Raw genomic sequence first — 20,188 nt, forward strand, 5'->3', positions numbered from 1 at the left:
CGTTAGAAATGGCATGGCACGAAGAAAAATTAGCAATGAACTGTGGATGGCGCTTGAACCGCTATGGCCGGTTGCAGCGCCTTCGGCGAAAGGAGGGCGTCCTCGTGTGGACGATCGCGCCGCCCTAAACGGCATTTTATTTGTCCTGCACACGGGAATTCCGTGGGAAGATTTGCCGCAAGAGCTGGGCTTTGGCAGCGGTATGACGTGTTGGCGCCGATTGAGAGACTGGCAACCCGATGGCCTCTGGGAGCGATTGCACCTGGCCCTGCTCAAGCGCCTGCGTGAACACGACCAGATCGATTGGAACCGGGCCAGCATTGATGGCGCATCCGTATCGAGCCCCCGGGGGGCGAACGGACCGGGCCGAACCCTACAGATAGGGGCAAACTCGGCAGCAAGCGTCATCTGATTGTCGACCGCAGAGGCGTGCCCCTGGCGCTGACTGTCACGGAGGCGAATCGCCACGATTCGATAGTGTTCGAGGCGCTCGTCGACGTTATTCCGAGCGTGTCTGGCCTCTGTGGCCGACCCAGATGCCGTCCCGATAAACTGCACGCCGACAAGGGCTACGACTTTGCACGTTGTCGGCAGCACTTGCACAAGCGGGGCATCATTGCCCCGATTGCTCGTCAAGGCATCGAGAAGAACGACCGCCTCGGCAAACACCGATGGGTGGTTGAGCGCACGCATGCCTGGCTTGCCGGCTTCGGCAAGTTGCGCATCCGCTTCGAACGATCTCTTCAAACCCACCTCGCTTTGCTTTCCCTGGCATGCGCCGTTATCTGCGCTCGGCTCGTTGACCGGTTTTGTTAGCGACTCTTAGTCCATGGAAATGACACGAAGCGCAATACTCCTGAAATTCAGGGATACTTGGTAAATTTTGGAAGAATCCCGTGCTATACCAGCCGCACGAGCTGCTTCCCGAAGTTCTCGCCCTTGAGCAAGCCAAGGAGCGCGGCGGGTGCGTTCTCGATGCCTTGCGCTATCGTCTCGCGATAACGCAACTCGCCGGTGGCGACCGCATCGGTCAACTCCTTGAGCGCCTGCGGCCAGACATCCATGTGCTCGCTCACGATGAAACCTTCGAGCCGCACCCGGTTCGTCAGCAGCAGCGCCGGATGCTTCATCGGAATGGGTTTGCCGTTGTAGCCGGAAATCATGCCGCACAGTGCGATGCGCGAATGCGGGTTGAGATTGCGCATGACGGCGTCCAATACGTCACCACCGACGTTCTCGAAGTAGCCGTCGATCCCATCCGGCGCCGCTGCGTGCAACGCATCGTCCAGATTTCCCGCCTTGTAATCGACGCATGCATCGAAGCCCAACGCCTCAACGACATAGGCGCACTTCTGGTCACCGCCGGCAATCCCGATCACACGGCACCCGGAACGTTTGGCCAGTTGACCGACCACGCCGCCCACCGCACCGGACGCAGCGCTCACCGCCACCGTCTCCCCCGCTTTCGGCGCGATGATGCGGTTCAGGCCATACCACGCCGTCACGCCCGGCATGCCAGCCGCCCCCAGATAGGCACTCATCGGCACGCGCGCGTCGTGGAGACGACGCAGGTTGCTGCCGTCCGAAATGCCGTACTCCTGCCAGCCGAACATGGCCGTGACGGCATCGCCCGGCTGCCAGTCGGGATGACGCGATTCGATCACCTCGCCGACGGTCGCACCGATCATGACCGTGTCAAGCGGCTGCGGCGGGGCATACGACTTGGTATCGCTCATCCGGCCGCGCATGTACGGGTCGAGTGAAAGGTAGAAGTTACGCACCAATACCTGCCCTTCGCCAATCGCCGGCAACTCCGGTGCGGCCAGGTGAAAGTTGTCCAGCGTGGGTTCGCCCTTGGGGCGCGAGACCAGCAGAATCTGGCGATTGATCGTCATGGCATTCCCTCCGCATTCGCGGCATTAGCTGCATTGGTTGCGGCAGCGGTATTCGCTACCCGTTATATTCGCGTTGCTCGGCGACGGCGTCGTCGACCGCGACACGCCCTCCTGACAGGTGTCAGTCGCCGCGCGGGTCGTCGGGACGTCGCTGCTCACGGACATCGCGTCCGACCGCAAGACGGCGCAAATACTTGAACGTGCCCATCGCCTTGGCCACGAGCTTGTCGTTCGCGTCACGCACCTCACCCTCACAGTAGGCCATCGTCGTAGAGCGATGCAGCAGACGGCCAAAGGCTCGCATCTCGCCGGTGCCCGGCTGCATGAAGCTCGTCTTCATCTCGATGGTCACCACACCGGAACCTTCCGGCGCCACGCTCCGGCAAGCGGTGCTCAGCGCGACATCCAGCATCGCCATCGTCACGCCCCCGTGCATCACCTCCCAGCTATTGAGATGTTGAGACGCCAGTGAGAGCCGCAGCTCAGACTCGCCCCCTTCGGCACTCAGCAGTTCGATGCCGAGAAGATCGATAAAACCCGAACGGATCGAGAGCGCACTCATCGCAGACTCCAGCCACATTGGCCATTACGGTAAAACTTGTCCATCGTCATTTCTTCACCTGGCGACGCAACGCGTCATGCGCTGCGTCTGGAATTCAAACAGCACCTGCCCTCTACTCACGCGACACGCTTGCGGCTGCCAGCGACGCCCACGCCCTGGCGAGCGAACCATCCAGATCGATGGCACGGCACGCGTGCTCGATCACGCAAACGTCGAAGCCCGCCGCCTTGGCATCGAGCGCGCTCCACGCTACGCAAAAATCCGTCGCCAGTCCAACGCAGTGCACGCGTCTCACGCCCTTGTCCCGCAAGTAACCCGCCAGCCCGGTCGGTGTCTTGCGATCCGCTTCGAGAAACGCCGAATAACTATCGACATTGGCCTGGTACCCCTTGCGCACCACGGCCTGCGCATGGGGAACGTGCAGATTCGCATGCAGCGCGGCACCGGGCGTGTCCTGCACGCAGTGCGCCGGCCACAGGACCTGCTCGCCATACGACAGTGCAATGCGCTCGAATGGTCGACGCCCCTCGTGATTTTCGGCAAATGACACATGTCCGGCCGGATGCCAATCCTGTGTCAACACCACATGAGCAAATTTCCCCGAGAGCGCATTGATCGCCGGAACCACCTCGTCGCCGTGGGGCACGGCCAACGCGCCACCGGGCATGAAATCGTTTTGCACATCGATCACGAGCAACACTTCGTCCATCGGTTTCATTTCACTGCCCTCAACTTTTCCAGCGGGTGCGTCAGCACACGTCGCTGTGGCGCCAGTGTCCCGGCAAGATCCCTATCGCATTCGGATCGCTCACCCGTTGAAACGCTTGCCGGCTTGCGCCAATTCGACAAGCCGCGCGGCCGGCTTCCAATCCTCACCGTGCTCGCCCTGCTCGAACGCACGCACGCGCGCGAGCACCTTGTCGAGCCCGACCGTGTCGGCATAGAGCATCGGCCCGCCGCGCCACAGCGGGAAGCCGTAGCCGTTCAGATACACCATGTCGATATCGGACGCGCGCGCTGCCGTCCCATCGGCCAATACCTTCGCCCCTTCGTTCACCAGCGCATAGACGAGGCGCTCGACGATCTCGTCGTCCGAGAACGCCCGCGGTGCAATGCCGTTCGCCTTGCGATAGTCGTCGAGCATTTGCGCGATTTTGGCCGACTCGCGTGGCGTGCGATCGCCCTCGGCATAGTCATACCAGCCAGCGCGCGATTTCTGGCCATAGCGCCCTGCTTCGCACACGACATCGGCAATCTTGGGATACACGATGCCGGGATGTTCTGCATGACGACGCTTGCGGATCGCCCAACTGACGTCGTTGCCGGCCAGATCGCTCGTGCGGAACGGCCCCATCGCGAAACCGAAGCGCTCGATGGCGGCATCGACCTGTGCGGGCGTCGCGCCCTGTTCGACCATCCATTGCGACTGCTTGAAATACGGCTCGAGCATGCGATTGCCAATGAAGCCATCGCACACACGCGCGACGACAGCGAGCTTGCCGATTCGCTTGGCCAGTTTCATGACCGTGGCGAGCACGTCCTTCCCCGTGTGCTCGCCGCGCACCACCTCAAGCAAACGCATGACGTTGGCCGGGCTGAAGAAATGCATGCCGATGACGTCCTGCGCCCGCGACGTGGTTACGGCCAGCGCGTCGAGATCGAGTGTCGACGTGTTCGACGCCAGAATGGCACCTTGCTTGGCCACTTTATCGAGTTCGCGGAACACCACTTGCTTGATGGCCATGTCTTCGAACACCGCTTCGACAATCAGATCGGCGTCCGCCACCGACGCGAAATCGGTACTGCCGTGAATGCGAGCCAGACGCTTCTCTGCCTCATCGGCAGTGAGCTTGCCCCGGTTGACGGCGCGCGCGTAATTGCCGTGCATCGACTCGACGCCGCGCGTCAATGCCGCCTCCGTCGTGTCGACCAGCGTGACGGGAATCCCGGCATTGGCAAAGGTCATTGCGATGCCGCCGCCCATCGTACCGGCACCGATGACAGCCACTCGCTCGATGTTGCGCACCGGCGTATCGTCGGGCACATCGGCAATTTTGGCCGCCGCGCGCTCGCCAAGAAACGCGTGACGCAACGCCTTCGACTCCGGCGAACTGACCAACGCCACAAAACACTCGCGCTCGAACTTCACCCCGTCGTCGAACGGACGTTGCAACGCCGCTTCGACTGCCGCCACACATTTGTGCGGCGCGGGGAAATGGGGTTGCTCGCGTTGCACCTTCTCTCGTGCGGCGTCGATGGCAGCCTGGCCCGCACCGTCGGCATCCTCAATGGCGATGTCGCGCAGACGCGGCAACTTGCCTCCTTGCGAGGCGATCTCGTTGGCGAACGCGATGGCTCCTGCCAAAAGATCGTCATGGTTGCCCTCGATCAACGTCGAGAAGAGCGTGCCGACGAGCGTTTCGGACTTCACGATACGGCCAGAAACCACCATATCGAGTGCCCGCGCCACACCGATGGCGCGCGGCAGACGTTGTGTACCGCCTGCACCGGGCAGCAGGCCCAGCTTCACCTCAGGCAATGCAATCTGCGCCCCCGTCAATGCCACACGATAGTGGCAAGCGAGCGCCAATTCGAGACCACCGCCCATCGCAACGGCGTGGACCGCCGCGACAACAGGCTTGACGCAGGCGTCGAGCGCGGCAATGACATCGACCAGCAACGGGCTTTGCGTCGCCTTCGGCGTATTGAACTCACGAATATCGGCACCACCGGAAAAGGCTTTGCCTCCCCCGATCAGCACCACAGCACGCACCTGAGTGTCGGCCTGGGCTTTCGCGATGCCCTCGGCGATGCCTGAGCGCGTGGCATGTCCCAGGCCATTCACCGGGGGATTTTCCAGTGTGATGACGGCCACGCCGTCACGAACCTCATAAGCCGTGCTCATCGTTGTCTCGTTCCTTGTATTGTGTGCGTCGTTGGGGGCGCCGCGAGCGCGCCGGCTGCGGCAAGACGATCGTGCGATTCTAGCGCAGCGCTACACCTCAAGCCATTCGCCGCGAATCGCTGGCGCGGCCGCCAGCGCGTCGGGCGGCCCCTCGAAGACGAGTGTGCCCTGCCCCATTACCGCGACGCGCTGCGCGCAACTGAGCGCGAGCGACAGCTTCTGCTCGATCAGCAGGATAGCCACGCCCGCCGCCCGCAAATCGGTCAGAATCCGGCCGATGCGGGCCACCACCCTGGGCGCCAGTCCCTCGGTCGGCTCATCGACGATCAGCAAGTCGGGCCCTGCCATCATCGCCCGGCACAGCGAAAGCAATTGCTGTTCGCCACCGGACAACGAAGCGGCGGGCGCATCACGACGTGGCGCCAGTTCCTCAAATCGCTCGAACGCTTCGGCGAGCGTAAGCGTCCGGTCAATCCCGGCGGCACTCCGCCCCCCACGTTTTTTACGCTCACGCTGCCCCAGCAGCAGATTCTGCGCGACCGTCAACGGTCCGAAGACATCTCGCGTTTCCGGCACGTAGCCGACGCCCAGCCGGGCAATCTGATGCGGCGCAAGCGAGGCCAGCGATTGGCCCTGCCAGCGAATTTCTCCCTCGCGAGGCAACTGCCCCATGATCGCGCGAGCGAGCGTAGAGCGCCCGGCGCCGTTACGCCCGAGGACAGCCACGATCTCGCCTGGTGCGACGCGCATCGTTACACCATGCAGTACGCGGCTCCCGCCGTAACCGGCCCTGACATCGATCAGTTCAAGCATCGCGCGCCTCCTTGAGGTATGACCCCGCAAAAGCGTCTGCATAATCCCCGAGATACGCCGTACGCACGTCAGGGTGCGCGCGAATTCGTGCAGGCGTATCGCACGCAATGATCGCGCCGCGCGCCAGCACCGCAATCCGGTCAGCCAATGAAAAAACAACTTGCATGTCGTGCTCGATCATCAGCAGCGAGCGTCCCCGACTGAGTTCTGCGATAAGCGCCACCATGTGAGCAGACTCCGACTGACTCATGCCCGCCGTGGGCTCGTCCAGCAACATAACGCTGCCCGCCGACGCCGCGCACAAGCCGACTTCGAGTACGCGTTGCTCCGCGTAGCTCAGTGCGCCCGCCGGAACATCGCGTCGCGCCTCCAGACCAAGGCGCTTGAGCCAAAGCTCGCTTCGCCGGGTAACGTCGTCCAATCCGCGCATTCGGCGCCAGAACGTATAGCGATGACCGTCCGGCCAAAGCCCGGCACAGCGCAGATGGTCGATAACGCTCATCTGCAAGAACAACTGAGACGTCTGGAAACTGCGAGACAGGCCAAGCCGACTGATGACATGCGGCGCGCGGCCCGTGACGTCTCGCGCGTGCAGCAGGACACGCCCGTTGTCGGGCCGCGTTCTGCCTGTCATGACATCGAACAACGTGCTTTTGCCCGCGCCATTGGGTCCGATGATCGCAAGCCGCTCACCCGGCGCAAGCGTCAAATCGACACCGCACAGCACCTGCGTGCGACCGAACGATTTGTGCACGCCTCTCACGCTGAGCGCCTGACTGGACGGGCGGGCACACTTGTCGGCTTCACTCATCGCCGTTCCCCACGCGAACGCCCGCGCTCGCCTCCTTGCACCGCAAATGACGTCCCGCGAACGTCACGATGACGAGGCCACCGATGACAACCGCGGCCGCCGCACCCCATGCCACCGCGCCGGCATGTGCGCTCCCCCCTTGCGTCACGGCCCGCGCCGCGTCGCTCGCAAGACGCGCACCGTAGGTCATTTCCACGATGCCGATCAGCCCGCCGACGACCAGTGCCAAGCCAACGCAGACCGCCGCGTAGGGCTGCCACAATGCACGCGCCATGCCGGCGCGCCAGGCGTGCACATGAACCGAGATCAACCCCGCGACACCCCCCGGCGCGAATATCACGACCGCCAGAAACCCCAACCCAAGGTAAAGCTGCCAAGCCCGCGTCAGCGTTGCCAGCACGACCGTTGCGAACACGCCGACAACAGCCCCCAGCATCGGCCCCGCGAAATACGCCGTACCGCCAAGCACGGTGAAGACGAGCACAATGCCGGAGCGTTCCAGGCTGAAGGTGTTGGCACTGACCAGTTCGAAATTCAATGCGCCCAACGCGCCCGCCACCCCGGCGAAAGCCGCGGCGATGATCTGCATGCGATATCGCACTGCCGCTGGGGATTGCCCAAGGAAGGCAACACGCACAGGGTTATCGCGTACCGCGCGAGCCAGAAATCCCAACGGCGTGCGCGTGACGCCGTACATCAGCGCCGCACAAACGAACAACCACACCGCTACCAGCGCGTAGACCTCGCGCTGTGTCGCGAATGTCACCCCGAACCATGCGGCGCCGAGTGTCCGGTCGGTCGGAATGCCGCGTTCGCCGCCGAACCATTCGGGCATCATCGCGGCCATCACCCAGACAAGCTCCGCCACACCGAGCGTAATCATGGCGAATGTCATGCCTGCGCGACGCGTGGTGACATACCCCAGCGTGGCACCGGCCATGCCCCCCGCGACCGCACCGGCAACCGGGACAAGGGCCATCGACACAGGCAGTCCCTGAACGCCGATACGATTCATGCACCACACGCCCGCGTAGGCCCCGATGCCCGCGTACGTCGCATGGCAAAAACTCAACAAGCCCGTCGAGCCGAGCAGAAGATTGAATGACAAAGCGAGAATGGCCGCAGTCCCCATCTGCGTCATCAAGGTGAGCGCCGTGTCAGAGGGAAAACACCAGGGGGCCAGACCAAGAATGGCCGCAAAGACCAACCACACGATTGCCCGGCGACGCCACGACGCCGGCACGGCCGCTGGCGAACTGGCGATAACGTTGTCCATTACCCCTCCCGAACGCCGAAGAGTCCACGCGGACGCCAAAGCAGAACCGCAACCATAAGCAAATATGGCACCGCAGGCGCGAGCTGCGCTACGGTCAGATGCGACATCGGCGCGACGGCGGCCCGGAACGCGTTCAATGCGCCCCGTGCGTTCTCCGCTCCCGCGGCACTTTGAGGCCACCATTGCGCCAGGCTGGCATCGCTCGTGACGGCCCATGTCTGTAACAGCCCGATAAGCAACGACGCGACGAATGCACCGCCCAGCGAACCGAGTCCCCCGACAACCACCACCACAAACACTACGCTGCCGACCGTCGCCGCCATGCCCGGCTCAGTCACCAGCACATTGCCCCCGGCCGCCCCGGCGAGCGCCGCCAGCGCCGCGCCGCACGCAAACACCCCCGTGTAAAGCGCGGGCACGTCATAACCAAGGGCCTGTGTCATTGCAGGTTGCGACAATGCCGCCTGTAAGATCAGTCCGGCCCGCGTGGCGCGAAACGCCACCCACACCAGCAGGGCGATCGCACACGCCAGCCCCATCAGAAACAACCGGTACGCAGGCACCGCGATGCCCGCCACGTGAACCAGCACGCCTTCAAAGGCCACAGGCACGCCGTAATCGACTGGCCCGCGTCCCCAGGCGAGTTGCACCAGTTCCACCACGATGTAGGCGAGCCCGAACGTGGCGAGCAGTTCCGCCAGCGCACCGCGCGTGCGCAATCGCCGCAACACGCCCCGCTCGAAAGCCGCGCCGATCACGCCAACGATCAGCGGTGCCGCAACCAACGCCGGCCAGAAACCCACTGCCGCCGACAACGCATACGCAAAATACGCCCCCAGCATGTAGAAGCTGGCGTGCGCAAAATTCAGCACGCCCAGCATGCTGAAGATCAACGTGAGGCCGCTAGACAGCATGAACAGCAGCAAGCCGTAGCTCACGCCATTCACAAGCACGAGGCCCGCAGTGGCACTCAGCAGATGCACGCCGTCTCCTTCGAAAGCCAATGAAGACGCGGCAGAGACTGCCGCGCCGGAGGAAATTCAGGCTCACATTATAGAGGGGACGTGGGGCCGAAATGCCCCGGGAGCGCCCGAAAAGCGGCGTCACTGCTGGATTTCCGGCGACATCCGCACACTCGCTCAGACGTGTCCGAGCGGGTTCCCCGTGGATGCCGCAGCCCTGACGGGCGCCACGGCCAGGAATCTACGACGCCGGCTGATAGCTACGGAACTTCTCGCGCAGTTTGAGCTTGAGCATCTTTCCGGTCGCCGTATGGGGAATCTCGTCGACGAACACCACGTCATCGGGGATCCACCATTTCACGACGCGCCCTTCATAGAACGCCAGCACGTCCTCGCGGGTCAGCGTCGAGCCCGGCTTGCGAACCACAACCAGCAATGGCCGCTCTTCCCACTTCGGGTGGCGAATGGCAATGCAGGCCGCCTCGTGAATCTCCGGATGTGCCATGGCGACGTTCTCCACATCAATGGAGCTGATCCACTCGCCGCCCGATTTGATGACATCCTTGCTGCGGTCGGTGATCTGCACATAACCTTCGGCATCGATCGTGGCCACGTCCCCGGTCGGAAACCAGCCGTCGACCAGCGGCGACTCATCCGAGCCGAAATAGCGCTCCAGCACCCACGGCCCGCGCGCGTGCAAATCGCCGAACGCCTTGCCGTCCCAAGGCAGCTCTTCACCCTCGGGGCCGACAATTTTCAGGTCGACGCCATAGATCGCCGCCCCTTGTTTCTCCAGAATGTGCTGCTGCGCGTCGGCCGGCAAATCGCGATGATGTTTGCGCAGATGGCATAGCGTGCCGAGTGGCGACATCTCGGTCATACCCCATGCGTGGATGACACGCACCCCATAATCTTTCTCGAAGGTCTGGAGCATGGCCGGCGGGCAGGCCGACCCGCCGATCACCGTGCGTTCCAACGTCGAGAAACGCGCACCGATGGATTTCACATAGGTCAGCAGCCCCAGCCAGACCGTAGGCACCCCGGCGGAGAACGTGACGCCCTCAGCCTCGAACAGTTCGTACAACGACTTGCCGTCGAGATCCTTGCCTGGGAACACGAGCTTCGCGCCGACGAGCGCGCTGGAATATGGCAGGCCCCACGCGTTCACATGGAACATCGGCACCACGGGCAGCACGGCGTCGCGTGCCGACATCGCCATCGCATCCGGCAGCGAGGCGCCGAAGGCATGCAGCACCGTGGAGCGATGGCTGTACAGCACCCCTTTCGGATTCCCCGTCGTACCCGACGTGTAGCAAAGGCCGGACGCCGTGGATTCGTCCATCGACGGCCATGCGAAACTGCCGTCCTCAGCGGTGACCAAATCCTCATAGCACAGCAACGGCACGCCGGAAGCGGGCAGATGCGCGCGATCTGTCATCGCGATCCAGCCCTGAACGCCTGGGCACATTGGCGCAATCGTCTCGATCAGCGGCAGGAAGTTGATGTCGAACGCCACGAAGCGATCTTCGGCGTGATTGACGATATAGGCGATCTGCTCGGGAAACAGCCGCGGGTTAACGGTGTGAACCACACTGCCCATGCCCGAGACAGCGTAGTACAGCTCAAGATGCCGGTAGCCGTTCCATGCCAGCGTGCCTACGCGCTCGCCATCGCGCACGCCCAGGCGGCGTAACGCCTGCGCGAGTTGGCGAGCGCGCTGCTCGGCGTCGCGCCAGGTGTAGCGGTGAATGTCGCCTTCGACGCGACGCGACACGATCTCGGTGTCACCGTGGTGACGCGCGGCATGCGTGAGCAACGAAGAAATCAGGAGCGGCGCGGCCATCATCTGGCCAAGGAGCGGTGTTGCCATGCGTCGAATCTCCAGAAAAATCGGGAAAACCGGAATTACGGGGATACGTCGAAAATAGCGTTCTGGCGTTTGGGTGGTCGAGATGTCGCGCGACGGGCGTTGGCACGTCTGATGCGTATGTTCATAGACGCCTCAGAGATTTATTCTTGACGCGCACGCTCGCCGGGTCAACGCCCATCGCTTGTGCAGCGCAGCAGACAGGCGGCCGCGCCAGCGTACGCAACCCGGCAGCGCGCGATGGACACCTCAAGTAGAATGTTTATTCACCATCAGGAACGTCCCCCAATGTCGGCAACCGACCGTCCCGCCCTCGCATCAGTTTCCGCTTCGCTCAAGCCCTATGGACCGCTGCCTTTGGCGAACCGGTTTGCGTCGCTCGGCGACAGCTTCTATACGCGCCTCGCGCCTCAGCCGCTGCCCGCGCCCTATCTGGTCGGCTTTTCGGCCGACGCCGCCCGCCTGCTCGGGTGGTCGCCAGACGCGGCGCGCGATCCGGAGTTTCTCGCCACCTTTGCCGGCAATGCGCCGTTGCCTGGCGGCGACCCGCTCGCCAGTGTCTATTCGGGCCACCAGTTCGGCGTATGGGCCGGTCAACTGGGTGACGGCCGGGCGTTGCTGCTCGGCGAATCGGATGGACCCGGCGGACGCTGGGAAATACAGCTCAAGGGGGGTGGGCTTACGCCCTACTCGCGCATGGGCGACGGACGCGCCGTGCTGCGCTCGTCGATTCGGGAATTCCTCGGATCGGAAGCCATGTTCCATCTCGGCGTGCCGACGACGCGCGCGCTGTGCGTCATTGGCTCGGACGCCCCCGTACGCCGCGAAACCATCGAGACGGCAGCCGTCGTCACCCGCCTGTCGCCGAGCTTCATCCGTTTCGGTCATTTCGAGCACTTCTGGGCCAACGATCAGTACGAAGCGCTGCGTCAACTCGCAGACTTCACCATCGATCATCACTACCCGCACTGCCGCAACGAAGCCAATCCGTACCTCGCACTGCTCAGCGCCGTATGCGACGCCACGGCCGAAATGGTCGCGCATTGGCAGGCTGTGGGCTTCTGTCACGGGGTGATGAACACCGACAATATGTCGATTCTCGGGCTGACCATCGATTACGGCCCGTTCGGCTTTCTCGACGGCTTCAACGCGCATCACATCTGCAACCACTCCGACACACAGGGACGGTACGCCTATCAGGCGCAGCCAAACGTCGCGTACTGGAACCTGTTCTGCCTCGCGCAAGCCTTACTGCCGTTGTTCGGCGAGGGCGAGGCGGCCATTGAACAGGCGCAGTCGGTATTGCCTGTGTTCAAGACGCGGTTCGCCGAGGAAATCGATCTGCGCATGCGCGCCAAGCTTGGGTTGCGCGAGTCGCACGCCGACGACGAAACGCTCATCAACCGTCTGTTCAAGCTGATGCACGAAGGGCGCGTCGACTTCACGCACCTGTTTCGCACGCTCGCAGGGCTCGAACTCGAGAACCCCGCCGCAGACGCCCCGCTACGCGACATGTTCATCGACCGTGCGGGGTTCGATGCCTGGGCTGTGGATTACCGTGCCCGGCTGCGCCACGAGGCGAGCACCGACGTCAAGCGCGCGGTCGCCATGCGGCTCGTCAACCCGAAGTACATCCTGCGCAATCATCTGGCCGAAATTGCGATCCGGCGTGCCGGTGAGAAGGACTTCTCGGAAGTCGACACGCTGCTGCGTGTGCTCTCGCGGCCTTACGACGAACAACCCGAATTCGAGCGTTACGCCGAGCTGCCGCCCGACTGGGCCGGCCAACTCGAAGTCAGTTGCTCGTCCTGATCGAGGGCGTGACATCGGTGAATGGCAGCGCGTTGCCGCGCATTGCAAAACGACGCGCCGCCCCCATCTGAACGAGGTCTGACGAATATTCGACGCGCAGCGGCAACTCCGGGGCCGCTGCCCCTCTGGAGACTCTCATGAGCAAAGTGGAAAAGAACGACGCCGACTGGCGTGCCCAACTCGACGACGTGGAATATGAAGTCACGCGCCATGCGGCCACCGAGCGCGCGTTCACTGGCCGTTACTGGGATCACTGGAAAGACGGCACCTACCGCTGTATCTGCTGCGGTGCGCCACTGTTCGAATCGACCGAGAAGTTCGATGCGGGCTGCGGCTGGCCCAGCTACTCGGCGCCCCTCGACAAGGCCGGCGTTGACGAGGTCATGGACTACAGCCATGGCATGGTGCGCGTGGAAGTGCGTTGTCACAACTGCGACGCCCACCTGGGACATGTATTCGAAGATGGCCCGCAGCCGACCGGTCTGCGTTATTGCATCAATTCGGCCTCGCTCAACTTCGAGGACAAGGAAGGCAAGTCCGACAAACCCGTCGAAGGCTGAGACCCCCACCCCACCGGCGCGCCGCCGGTGGGTATGCCCCCTTGTTTTACCGTGTATTGCGAACATTTCGGGAAACTCCCTTCTGCTCATGTGTTCGGATACCGATCAGACGTCTGCTAAGCTGACCTCTCCTTAACAAGATTCAGGAAACGTCGCTCATGCTAGGCAAAATCCATCGCTTCAAACCGCATCTCAGCGTGGCAGCGGCATTTTTCGGCGTACTAAGCGCGGCACCTGCCATTGCGCAATACACGGGCCCGGCGGCCAGCGCGGCAACCACTGGAAGCGTGGTCGTGCCGTCGGTGACATCCAATGTCTCGACCGTCGAACATGCCCTGGCCGCCCCCGACGACGCCGTGGCCGTGATCGAGGGCTACATCGTCAACCGGCTCAAGCACGAGCACTACACGTTCCGTGACGACACCGGCAAGACCATCGAAATCGAACTCGACGACAAGTACCTGCCGCCCGGCCGGCAAATCACCGACAAGACACGTGTGCGCATTACCGGCGAAGTCGACCGCCATCGCTTTCGTCCGAGCGATATCGACGTGAAGCGCATTGAGATCCTGCAGTAAGGCAACGTGCCCACTGGCACGGGCTTGGCGGCGTGGCACGGAAGCGCCGCGTATTCGGATATTCGCTGCGGCCTTCGACGGGCCTTTGAAATATAATGGGCGTTTGCTCGCCCGGTGCCCTATGCACAAGGCGTATCACCCCCGAAGCCCCCAAGTCGAGACTTCATGAAATTCCTTTTCGACCTGTTACCGGTCATCCTGTTTTTTGTCGCCTTCAAGTTCGCGGGCATCTACGTCGCCACCGGTATCGCGATTGCGACGACGATCGTGCAAGTCATCTGGATGTGGCTGCGTCACCGCAAGGTCGAGCCCATGCAATGGGTGAGTCTGGCGATCATCGTGGTGTTCGGTGGCGCAACCATGCTTCTGCACGACGAAACCTTCATCAAATGGAAGCCCACGGCGCTGTACTGGCTCTTCGGGATCACGCTGTTCGTCGCCGAACTCGTCTTCGACAAGAACCTGATCCGCGCCATGATGGAAAAGCAGATGGCGCTGCCCGACACCCTGTGGCGTGCCGTGAATTTCAGTTGGGCCCTGTTCTTCCTCGCCATGGGCGGGCTCAATCTGGTCATTGCCTACCATTTCTCGACCGATACCTGGGTCGACTTCAAGCTCTTCGGCGGTATGGGCCTCATGGTCGTGTTCATCGTCGTACAGAGCCTGTGGCTCGCGAAGTACATCAAACAGGACGAATGACATCCGTCAGGAAGGCATTGCCATGACCATGGAACAGCAAATCGAAGCGCGGCTCACGGCGGCGCTCGCCCCCCTGGAATTCGCGCTCGAAAACGACAGCGCCCGCCACGCCGGTCACGCCGGCGCCGCGTCGGGCGGTCATTACAACCTCAGGATCGTATCTGCCGCGTTTACCGGCCGTAACCGCGTCGCGCGCCACCGCCTGGTGTATGATGCGCTAGCCGATTTGATGCAAAACGGCATTCACGCCCTCGCCATCGTTGCGCTCGCCCCTGGGGAAGCGTAATTTGCATGCGACGCGTCCCCCGTCGATTAACCTTGCCTTCGTCATTCGTTAGGAAAAACAGCATGGCATTGAAACTCGCCCGCACGGCTCTGGCGCTCGGCGCCGCCGTGTCGCTGACCGCGCTCTCCCTCCCCGCCCTCGCCCAGAATGTCGCCGTCGTCAACGGCACGCCGGTGCCTGTGGCACGTGCCAACGCCATGGTGCGCGAAATGGTCCGTCAGGGTCAGCCGAACTCGCCGCAACTACAACAACAAGTGCGCGAAGAGCTGGTCAAGCGCGAAATCCTCGCGCAGGCAGCCGTCAGCAAGGGAATCGCGACGCAGCCGGACGTCAAGGCGCAGCTCAAGCTGGCCGAACAAGGCGTGTTGATCCGCGCTCTCATCGCCGACTTCGAGAAGACCTCGCCCGTGACCGACGCGGAAGTTCAGGCGCGTTACGATCAACTGAAGAAGCAGTTCGGCGACAAGGAATATCACGCCCGTCACATTCTGGTGCCGAGCGAAGATACGGCCAAGGAAATCATCGCGAAGCTCAAGGGCGGCGCGAAGTTCGCCGACCTCGCCAAGCAGTACTCGAAGGACCCGGGTTCGGCACAGAACGGGGGGGACCTCGACTGGTCGCCGGCCAACGCCTACGTGCCCGAGTTTGCCGACGCCCTGCAAAAGCTCCAGAAGGGCCAGTACTCGCAGACGCCGGTCAAGACGCAGTTCGGCTATCACGTGATCGAGCTGGACGACTCGCGCGACGCGCAGATCCCGCCGTTGTCCGACGTCAAGCCGCAACTCGTGCAGCAAATGCGGGAAGAAAAGCTGCAAGGCTTCATCGAGGGCCTCGAGAAGAAAGCCAAGATTCAGTAAGCCTTGCCTGCATCGCACTGAAACAAAAATCCCGCCTTTCGGCGGGATTTTTTTATGCCCTTCGGCATACGCCGCACGGAACACCCGTGCGGAATATCACCGTTAAGCCATCAAGCCACCCAACGGCGAGCGTTACGGAACATGCGCATCCACGGGCTATCTTCGCCCCACTGGGCCGGCGCCCAGCTCATCTGCACCGTGCGGAACACTCGCTCCGGGTGCGGCATCATCACCGTGAAGCGGCCGTCGCCCGTTGTCACTGCGGTCAGGCCGCACGGTGAGCCATTTGGGTTGAACGGATACTGTTCGGTCGGTTGACCACGATGGTCGACGAAACGCATCGCGGCGATGGCCTGATCGATGTTGCCCTGCTGACCGAAATTTGCGAAGCCTTCACCGTGCGCAATCACGATCGGCAGTTGCGAACCGCCCATGTCCTTGAAGAACAACGACGGCGAGTCGAGCACTTCCACTTGCGTGAGACGCGCCTCGTACTTCGACTGGTTGTACGTGAACTTCGGCCACGCGGCAGCGCCCGGAATCAGGTTCGACAGGTTGCTCATCATCTGGCAACCGTTGCACACGCCCAATGCGAACGTATCGGCACGGTTGAAGAAACCGGCGAACTGCTCGGCCAGCGCCGGGTTGAACAGAATCGTCTTCGCCCAGCCCTCACCCGCACCCAATGTGTCGCCATACGAGAAGCCGCCGCAGGCGATGAAGCCCTTGAATGCTTCCAGCGTATGACGGCCTGCGAGCAGGTCGCTCATGTGGACGTCGTAAGCCTCGAAGCCGGCCTTGTCCAATACGTAGGCCATCTCCAGATGCGAGTTCACGCCCTGCTCGCGCAGGACAGCGATCTTCGGACGCGCGCCCGTGGCGATGAACGGCGCGGCGATGTCCTCGCTCGCGTCGAACGTCACCTTTGGCGAAAGACCCGGATCGCTCGTGTCGTTCAGCATTTCGTATTCGGCATCGGCGGCGGCCGGGTTGTCGCGCAGACGCGCAATGCGCCAGCTCACTTCCGACCACACGCGTTGCAGTTCCGCACGCGGCGCGCCGAACACCTTCTTGGCATCGCGATAAATCTCGATGACGTCGTTCGTGTTCGGCTTGCCGATCACGTTCGTGCAGTTCGACAGACCGGCGTCGCGCAGCGCCTGCAGCACCGCATCGCGCTCGGAGGCACGCACCTGGATCACGCCACCGAGTTCTTCGGAGAAGAGCGCTCGCAGTGTCTTGTCCTCTCGACGGCCGACCGTTTGCTTGGCCCAATCCTTGGCGTCGCCGTAATCGGATTCGAAGCCTTCATCGAGCGTGAGCATGTCGACATTGAGCGACACGCCGACGTGGCCGGCGAAAGCCATTTCCGCCACCGTGGCGAACAGGCCACCGTCCGAACGGTCGTGATACGCGAGGAGCTTGCCGTCGCGATTGAGCTTCTGGATGGCGTCGAAGAAGCGCTGGAGGTCGGCCGGATCGTCCACATCCGGTGTCACGTCGCCGATCTGCTGCGTGACCTGCGCGAGGATACTGCCGCCCAAACGGTTCTTGTTATGACCCAGATCGATGGCAATGAGCACCGTCTCACCCACTTCCGCGACCGAGCGCAGTTGCGGCGTGAGATGGCCACGCACGTCTTCCACCGGCGCGAAGGCCGACACGATCAGCGAGACCGGTGCGACCACGTCCTTGCTGCGGCCCGCGTCTTCCCACTTGGTGCGCATCGACAGCGAATCCTTGCCGACGGGAATCGACAGTCCCAGCGCCGGGCACAGTTCCATGCCGACGGCCTTGACCGTATCGAACAACGCCGCGTCTTCGCCATCCGTGCCGCATGCGGCCATCCAGTTGGCCGACAGCTTGATCTGGTCGAGCGACGCGATCGGCGCCGCCGCAATGTTGGTGATAGCTTCACCGACCGCCATACGGCCCGATGCCGGGGCATCGATCACGGCCAGCGGCGTACGTTCGCCCATCGTCATGGCTTCGCCACGATAACCGGCGTAATCCATTAGCGAGATGGCGCAGTCGGCCACCGGCACCTGCCACGGACCGACCATCTGGTCGCGCGCCGTCAGGCCGCCCACGGTACGGTCGCCGATGGTGATAAGGAACGACTTGCTGGCAACCGTCGGGTGACGCAGCACGGCACGCGCCACGTCGTCCAGCGACAGGCCCGTCACGTCCACCGGCGGCAGCTCCGCCTTCACGCGCGAGACGTCGCGGTGCATGCGCGGCGGCTTGCCGAGCAGCACGTCCATCGGCATGTCGACCGGGTCCGGCGACTCCGGATGCATCGGGTCGACCAGCTTCAGTTGACGCTCGGCCGTCGAGATACCGATCACAGCCACCGGGCAACGCTCACGCTGGCAGACTGCCTGGAAAGCCGGGAAACTGTCCGGCGCGATCGCGAGCACGTAGCGCTCCTGCGCTTCGTTACTCCAGATTTCGGCCGGCGACATGCCCGACTCTTCGAGCTGGACCTGACGCAGGTCGAAACGTGCGCCCTTGTCCGCGCCATCGACGAGCTCCGGGAAGGCGTTCGAGATACCGCCCGCGCCGACGTCGTGAATCGACAGGATCGGGTTGGCTTCGCCCTGACGCCAGCACCAGTTGATGACTTCCTGAGCACGGCGCTCAATTTCGGGGTTGCCGCGTTGCACCGAATCAAAGTCGAGTTCGGCCGTGTTCGTGCCGGTCGCCATCGAGCTGGCGGCGCCGCCGCCCATACCGATGCGCATGCCCGGGCCGCCGATCTGGATGAGCAATGTGCCGGCAGGCAAATCGTGCTTGTGCGTGTGCTGTGCAGCAATGTTGCCCAAGCCGCCCGCGATCATGATCGGCTTGTGATAGCCGCGCACGCGACCGCCCACATTCTGTTCGTAGGCACGGAAATAGCCGCCGAGGTTCGGACGGCCGAATTCGTTGTTGAACGCGGCACCGCCCAGCGGGCCGTCGATCATGATTTGCAACGGCGATGCGATACGGTCCGGACGGCCGTAGTCGGTGCCGGTGTCGTCGGGCTTGCGCAGCGACGGCGGCACGGCCACGTCGCGGTCGTTCTCCCACGACTCGCGGGCGTCCGGCAGCGCCAGATTCGACACGGTGAAGCCGGTCAGACCGGACTTCGGCGTGGAGCCACGGCCCGTCGCGCCTTCGTCGCGAATCTCGCCGCCCGCGCCCGTCGACGCCCCCGGAAACGGCGAAATCGCCGTCGGGTGATTGTGCGTCTCGACCTTCATCAGCGTGTGCGTGAGTTCGACGCTGCGGCCATACTTGCCATCGGCACCGCGCGGATACCACCGCTCCACTTCGGCGCCTTCCATCACAGAAGCATTGTCCGAATACGCCACCACCGTACCCTGCGGGTGCAGTTGGTGCGTGTTCTTGATCATCTGGAACAGCGACTTGTCCTGCGCCTGACCATCGATGGTCCACTCCGCATTGAAAATCTTGTGACGGCAATGTTCGCTGTTGGCCTGCGCGAACATCATCAGTTCCACGTCGGTCGGGTTGCGCTTCAGTCCCCTGAAGGCATCGACCAGATACTCGATTTCGTCGTCGGCGAGCGCCAGGCCGAGGTCGCGGTTGGCGGCTTCGAGCGCGCTGCGCCCGGCGCCGATCACGTCGACGGTCTGCAGGGGCTTGGCCGGCAGTTCGACAAAGAGTGCCTCGGCATCGCCGCGCGTGGCCACGACCGTCTCGGTCATTCGGTCGTGCAGCACAGCTGCGACCCGAGCGAGCACGTCGGCGGGCAACGATTTCTTGCCGCCAAGCAGGCCCGGCTTCACACCAATCGTATATTCGACGGCGCGCTCGATACGGCGCACGTGATCGATGCCGCAGTTATGGGCGATATCCGTCGCCTTGCTCGCCCACGGCGAAATCGTGCCCAGACGCGGGATCACCAGCAACTGGTCGCCGACCGGCTCTTCCCCTACCGGCTCACCGTAAGTGAGCAAACCGGCGACGCGAGCCACGTCTTCGCGCGAAAGAGGTTCGGCGCTGGCTACGAGATGAACGTAGCGGGCGTCGACACGCACGATCGAACTGTCGATGGCTTGCAGGGTCTTCAGAAGACGTTGCTGGCGGAATTCGGAAAGCGCCAAGGCGCCGGCGAAGCAGGCAATGTGAGTCATGAACGGACGGAAGGCGAGGCGTACAAAACGCGGGGGAACGGCAAACCGGGATTATACCCTGCTTACCCTGGCTTATACCCGAGCGCGCGACACACGTTATGGCAGCCTCCCGCCCTGGGAAGGCATCTCTCTGGTAACCTATGCGCCCCGTAACCAACACGGG

At 63.1% G+C, this 20,188-nt stretch carries 17 protein-coding genes; 7 read left to right on the top strand and 10 right to left on the bottom strand.

Features of this window, described 5'->3' with window-relative positions; all coding sequences use genetic code 11:
* Window positions 1-13: 13 nt before the first annotated feature.
* Window positions 14-816, top strand: a protein-coding gene (locus PCO31110_RS07055; protein WP_150690007.1) for an IS5 family transposase whose coding sequence is annotated in 2 segments (ribosomal slippage) — window positions 14-341 and window positions 341-816 — 804 coding nt in all. Because the reading frame shifts where the segments join, the coding sequence is not laid out codon by codon here.
* Between the two features lie 83 nt (window positions 817-899).
* On the opposite strand, the gene PCO31110_RS07060 is transcribed toward PCO31110_RS07055, so the two are convergent.
* From PCO31110_RS07060 to PCO31110_RS07100, 9 genes are all read right to left on the bottom strand, one after another.
* On the bottom strand, window positions 900-1,895 hold the full coding sequence (locus PCO31110_RS07060) for an NADP-dependent oxidoreductase (RefSeq protein ID WP_150690008.1): 996 nt from the start codon (window positions 1,893-1,895) through the stop codon (window positions 900-902).
* 121 nt (window positions 1,896-2,016) lie between these two features.
* Window positions 2,017-2,457 carry a PaaI family thioesterase gene (locus tag PCO31110_RS07065; RefSeq protein ID WP_150585512.1) on the bottom strand — a complete coding sequence of 147 codons (441 nt, stop codon included), beginning with the start codon at window positions 2,455-2,457 and terminating at the stop codon, window positions 2,017-2,019.
* A 112-nt stretch (window positions 2,458-2,569) separates the two neighbouring features.
* The gene (pncA, locus tag PCO31110_RS07070; protein WP_010808070.1) at window positions 2,570-3,175 is read right to left on the bottom strand and encodes a bifunctional nicotinamidase/pyrazinamidase; all 606 of its coding nucleotides are present in this window, start codon (window positions 3,173-3,175) and stop codon (window positions 2,570-2,572) included.
* Between the two features lie 90 nt (window positions 3,176-3,265).
* A complete protein-coding gene (locus PCO31110_RS07075) occupies window positions 3,266-5,362 on the bottom strand; it encodes a 3-hydroxyacyl-CoA dehydrogenase NAD-binding domain-containing protein (RefSeq protein WP_010808071.1) in 2,097 nt (698 codons plus the stop codon).
* Window positions 5,363-5,452: 90 nt separating this feature from the next.
* The gene (locus tag PCO31110_RS07080; protein WP_150690009.1) at window positions 5,453-6,175 is read right to left on the bottom strand and encodes an ABC transporter ATP-binding protein; all 723 of its coding nucleotides are present in this window, start codon (window positions 6,173-6,175) and stop codon (window positions 5,453-5,455) included.
* The gene (locus PCO31110_RS07085) at window positions 6,168-6,986 is read right to left on the bottom strand and encodes an ABC transporter ATP-binding protein (protein ID WP_010808073.1); all 819 of its coding nucleotides are present in this window, start codon (window positions 6,984-6,986) and stop codon (window positions 6,168-6,170) included. Before PCO31110_RS07085 ends, PCO31110_RS07080 begins: the two co-directional genes overlap by 8 nt.
* On the bottom strand, window positions 6,979-8,262 hold the full coding sequence (locus tag PCO31110_RS07090) for a branched-chain amino acid ABC transporter permease (protein WP_150690010.1): 1,284 nt from the start codon (window positions 8,260-8,262) through the stop codon (window positions 6,979-6,981). The genes PCO31110_RS07085 and PCO31110_RS07090 overlap by 8 nt, the downstream gene beginning before the upstream one ends.
* On the bottom strand, window positions 8,262-9,245 hold the full coding sequence (locus PCO31110_RS07095) for a branched-chain amino acid ABC transporter permease (protein WP_150690011.1): 984 nt from the start codon (window positions 9,243-9,245) through the stop codon (window positions 8,262-8,264). Before PCO31110_RS07095 ends, PCO31110_RS07090 begins: the two co-directional genes overlap by 1 nt.
* 220 nt (window positions 9,246-9,465) lie before the next feature.
* Complete coding sequence (locus PCO31110_RS07100; protein ID WP_010808076.1) at window positions 9,466-11,094, bottom strand: 3-(methylthio)propionyl-CoA ligase; 1,629 nt, start codon at window positions 11,092-11,094, stop codon at window positions 9,466-9,468.
* 285 nt (window positions 11,095-11,379) lie between these two features.
* On the opposite strand from PCO31110_RS07100, the gene PCO31110_RS07105 reads away from it, so the two are divergent.
* From PCO31110_RS07105 to PCO31110_RS07130, 6 genes are all read left to right on the top strand, one after another.
* A complete protein-coding gene (locus PCO31110_RS07105; RefSeq protein ID WP_150690012.1) occupies window positions 11,380-12,903 on the top strand; it encodes a protein adenylyltransferase SelO in 1,524 nt (507 codons plus the stop codon).
* Window positions 12,904-13,040: 137 nt separating this feature from the next.
* The gene (gene msrB, locus PCO31110_RS07110) at window positions 13,041-13,463 is read left to right on the top strand and encodes a peptide-methionine (R)-S-oxide reductase MsrB (protein WP_010808078.1); all 423 of its coding nucleotides are present in this window, start codon (window positions 13,041-13,043) and stop codon (window positions 13,461-13,463) included.
* Window positions 13,464-13,621: 158 nt separating this feature from the next.
* A complete protein-coding gene (locus PCO31110_RS07115; RefSeq protein WP_010808079.1) occupies window positions 13,622-14,041 on the top strand; it encodes a YgiW/YdeI family stress tolerance OB fold protein in 420 nt (139 codons plus the stop codon).
* 165 nt (window positions 14,042-14,206) lie between these two features.
* Entirely contained in the window at window positions 14,207-14,740 is a 534-nt protein-coding gene (locus tag PCO31110_RS07120) for a septation protein A (protein WP_010808080.1), read from the top strand.
* A gap of 22 nt (window positions 14,741-14,762) precedes the next feature.
* Window positions 14,763-15,026, top strand: a complete 264-nt coding sequence (locus PCO31110_RS07125) for a BolA family protein (protein WP_010808081.1) — start codon at window positions 14,763-14,765, stop codon at window positions 15,024-15,026.
* A gap of 62 nt (window positions 15,027-15,088) precedes the next feature.
* Window positions 15,089-15,883, top strand: coding sequence for a peptidylprolyl isomerase (locus tag PCO31110_RS07130; protein WP_010808082.1), 795 nt, complete (start codon window positions 15,089-15,091; stop codon window positions 15,881-15,883).
* A gap of 110 nt (window positions 15,884-15,993) precedes the next feature.
* Here the strand turns inward: PCO31110_RS07130 and purL are convergent, their stop codons facing one another.
* Window positions 15,994-20,025 carry a phosphoribosylformylglycinamidine synthase gene (gene purL, locus PCO31110_RS07135; RefSeq protein ID WP_150690013.1) on the bottom strand — a complete coding sequence of 1,344 codons (4,032 nt, stop codon included), beginning with the start codon at window positions 20,023-20,025 and terminating at the stop codon, window positions 15,994-15,996.
* Window positions 20,026-20,188: the final 163 nt, after the last annotated feature.

The organism is Pandoraea communis (genome assembly GCF_902459745.1).
Classification (GTDB): Bacteria; Pseudomonadota; Gammaproteobacteria; order Burkholderiales; family Burkholderiaceae; genus Pandoraea; species Pandoraea communis.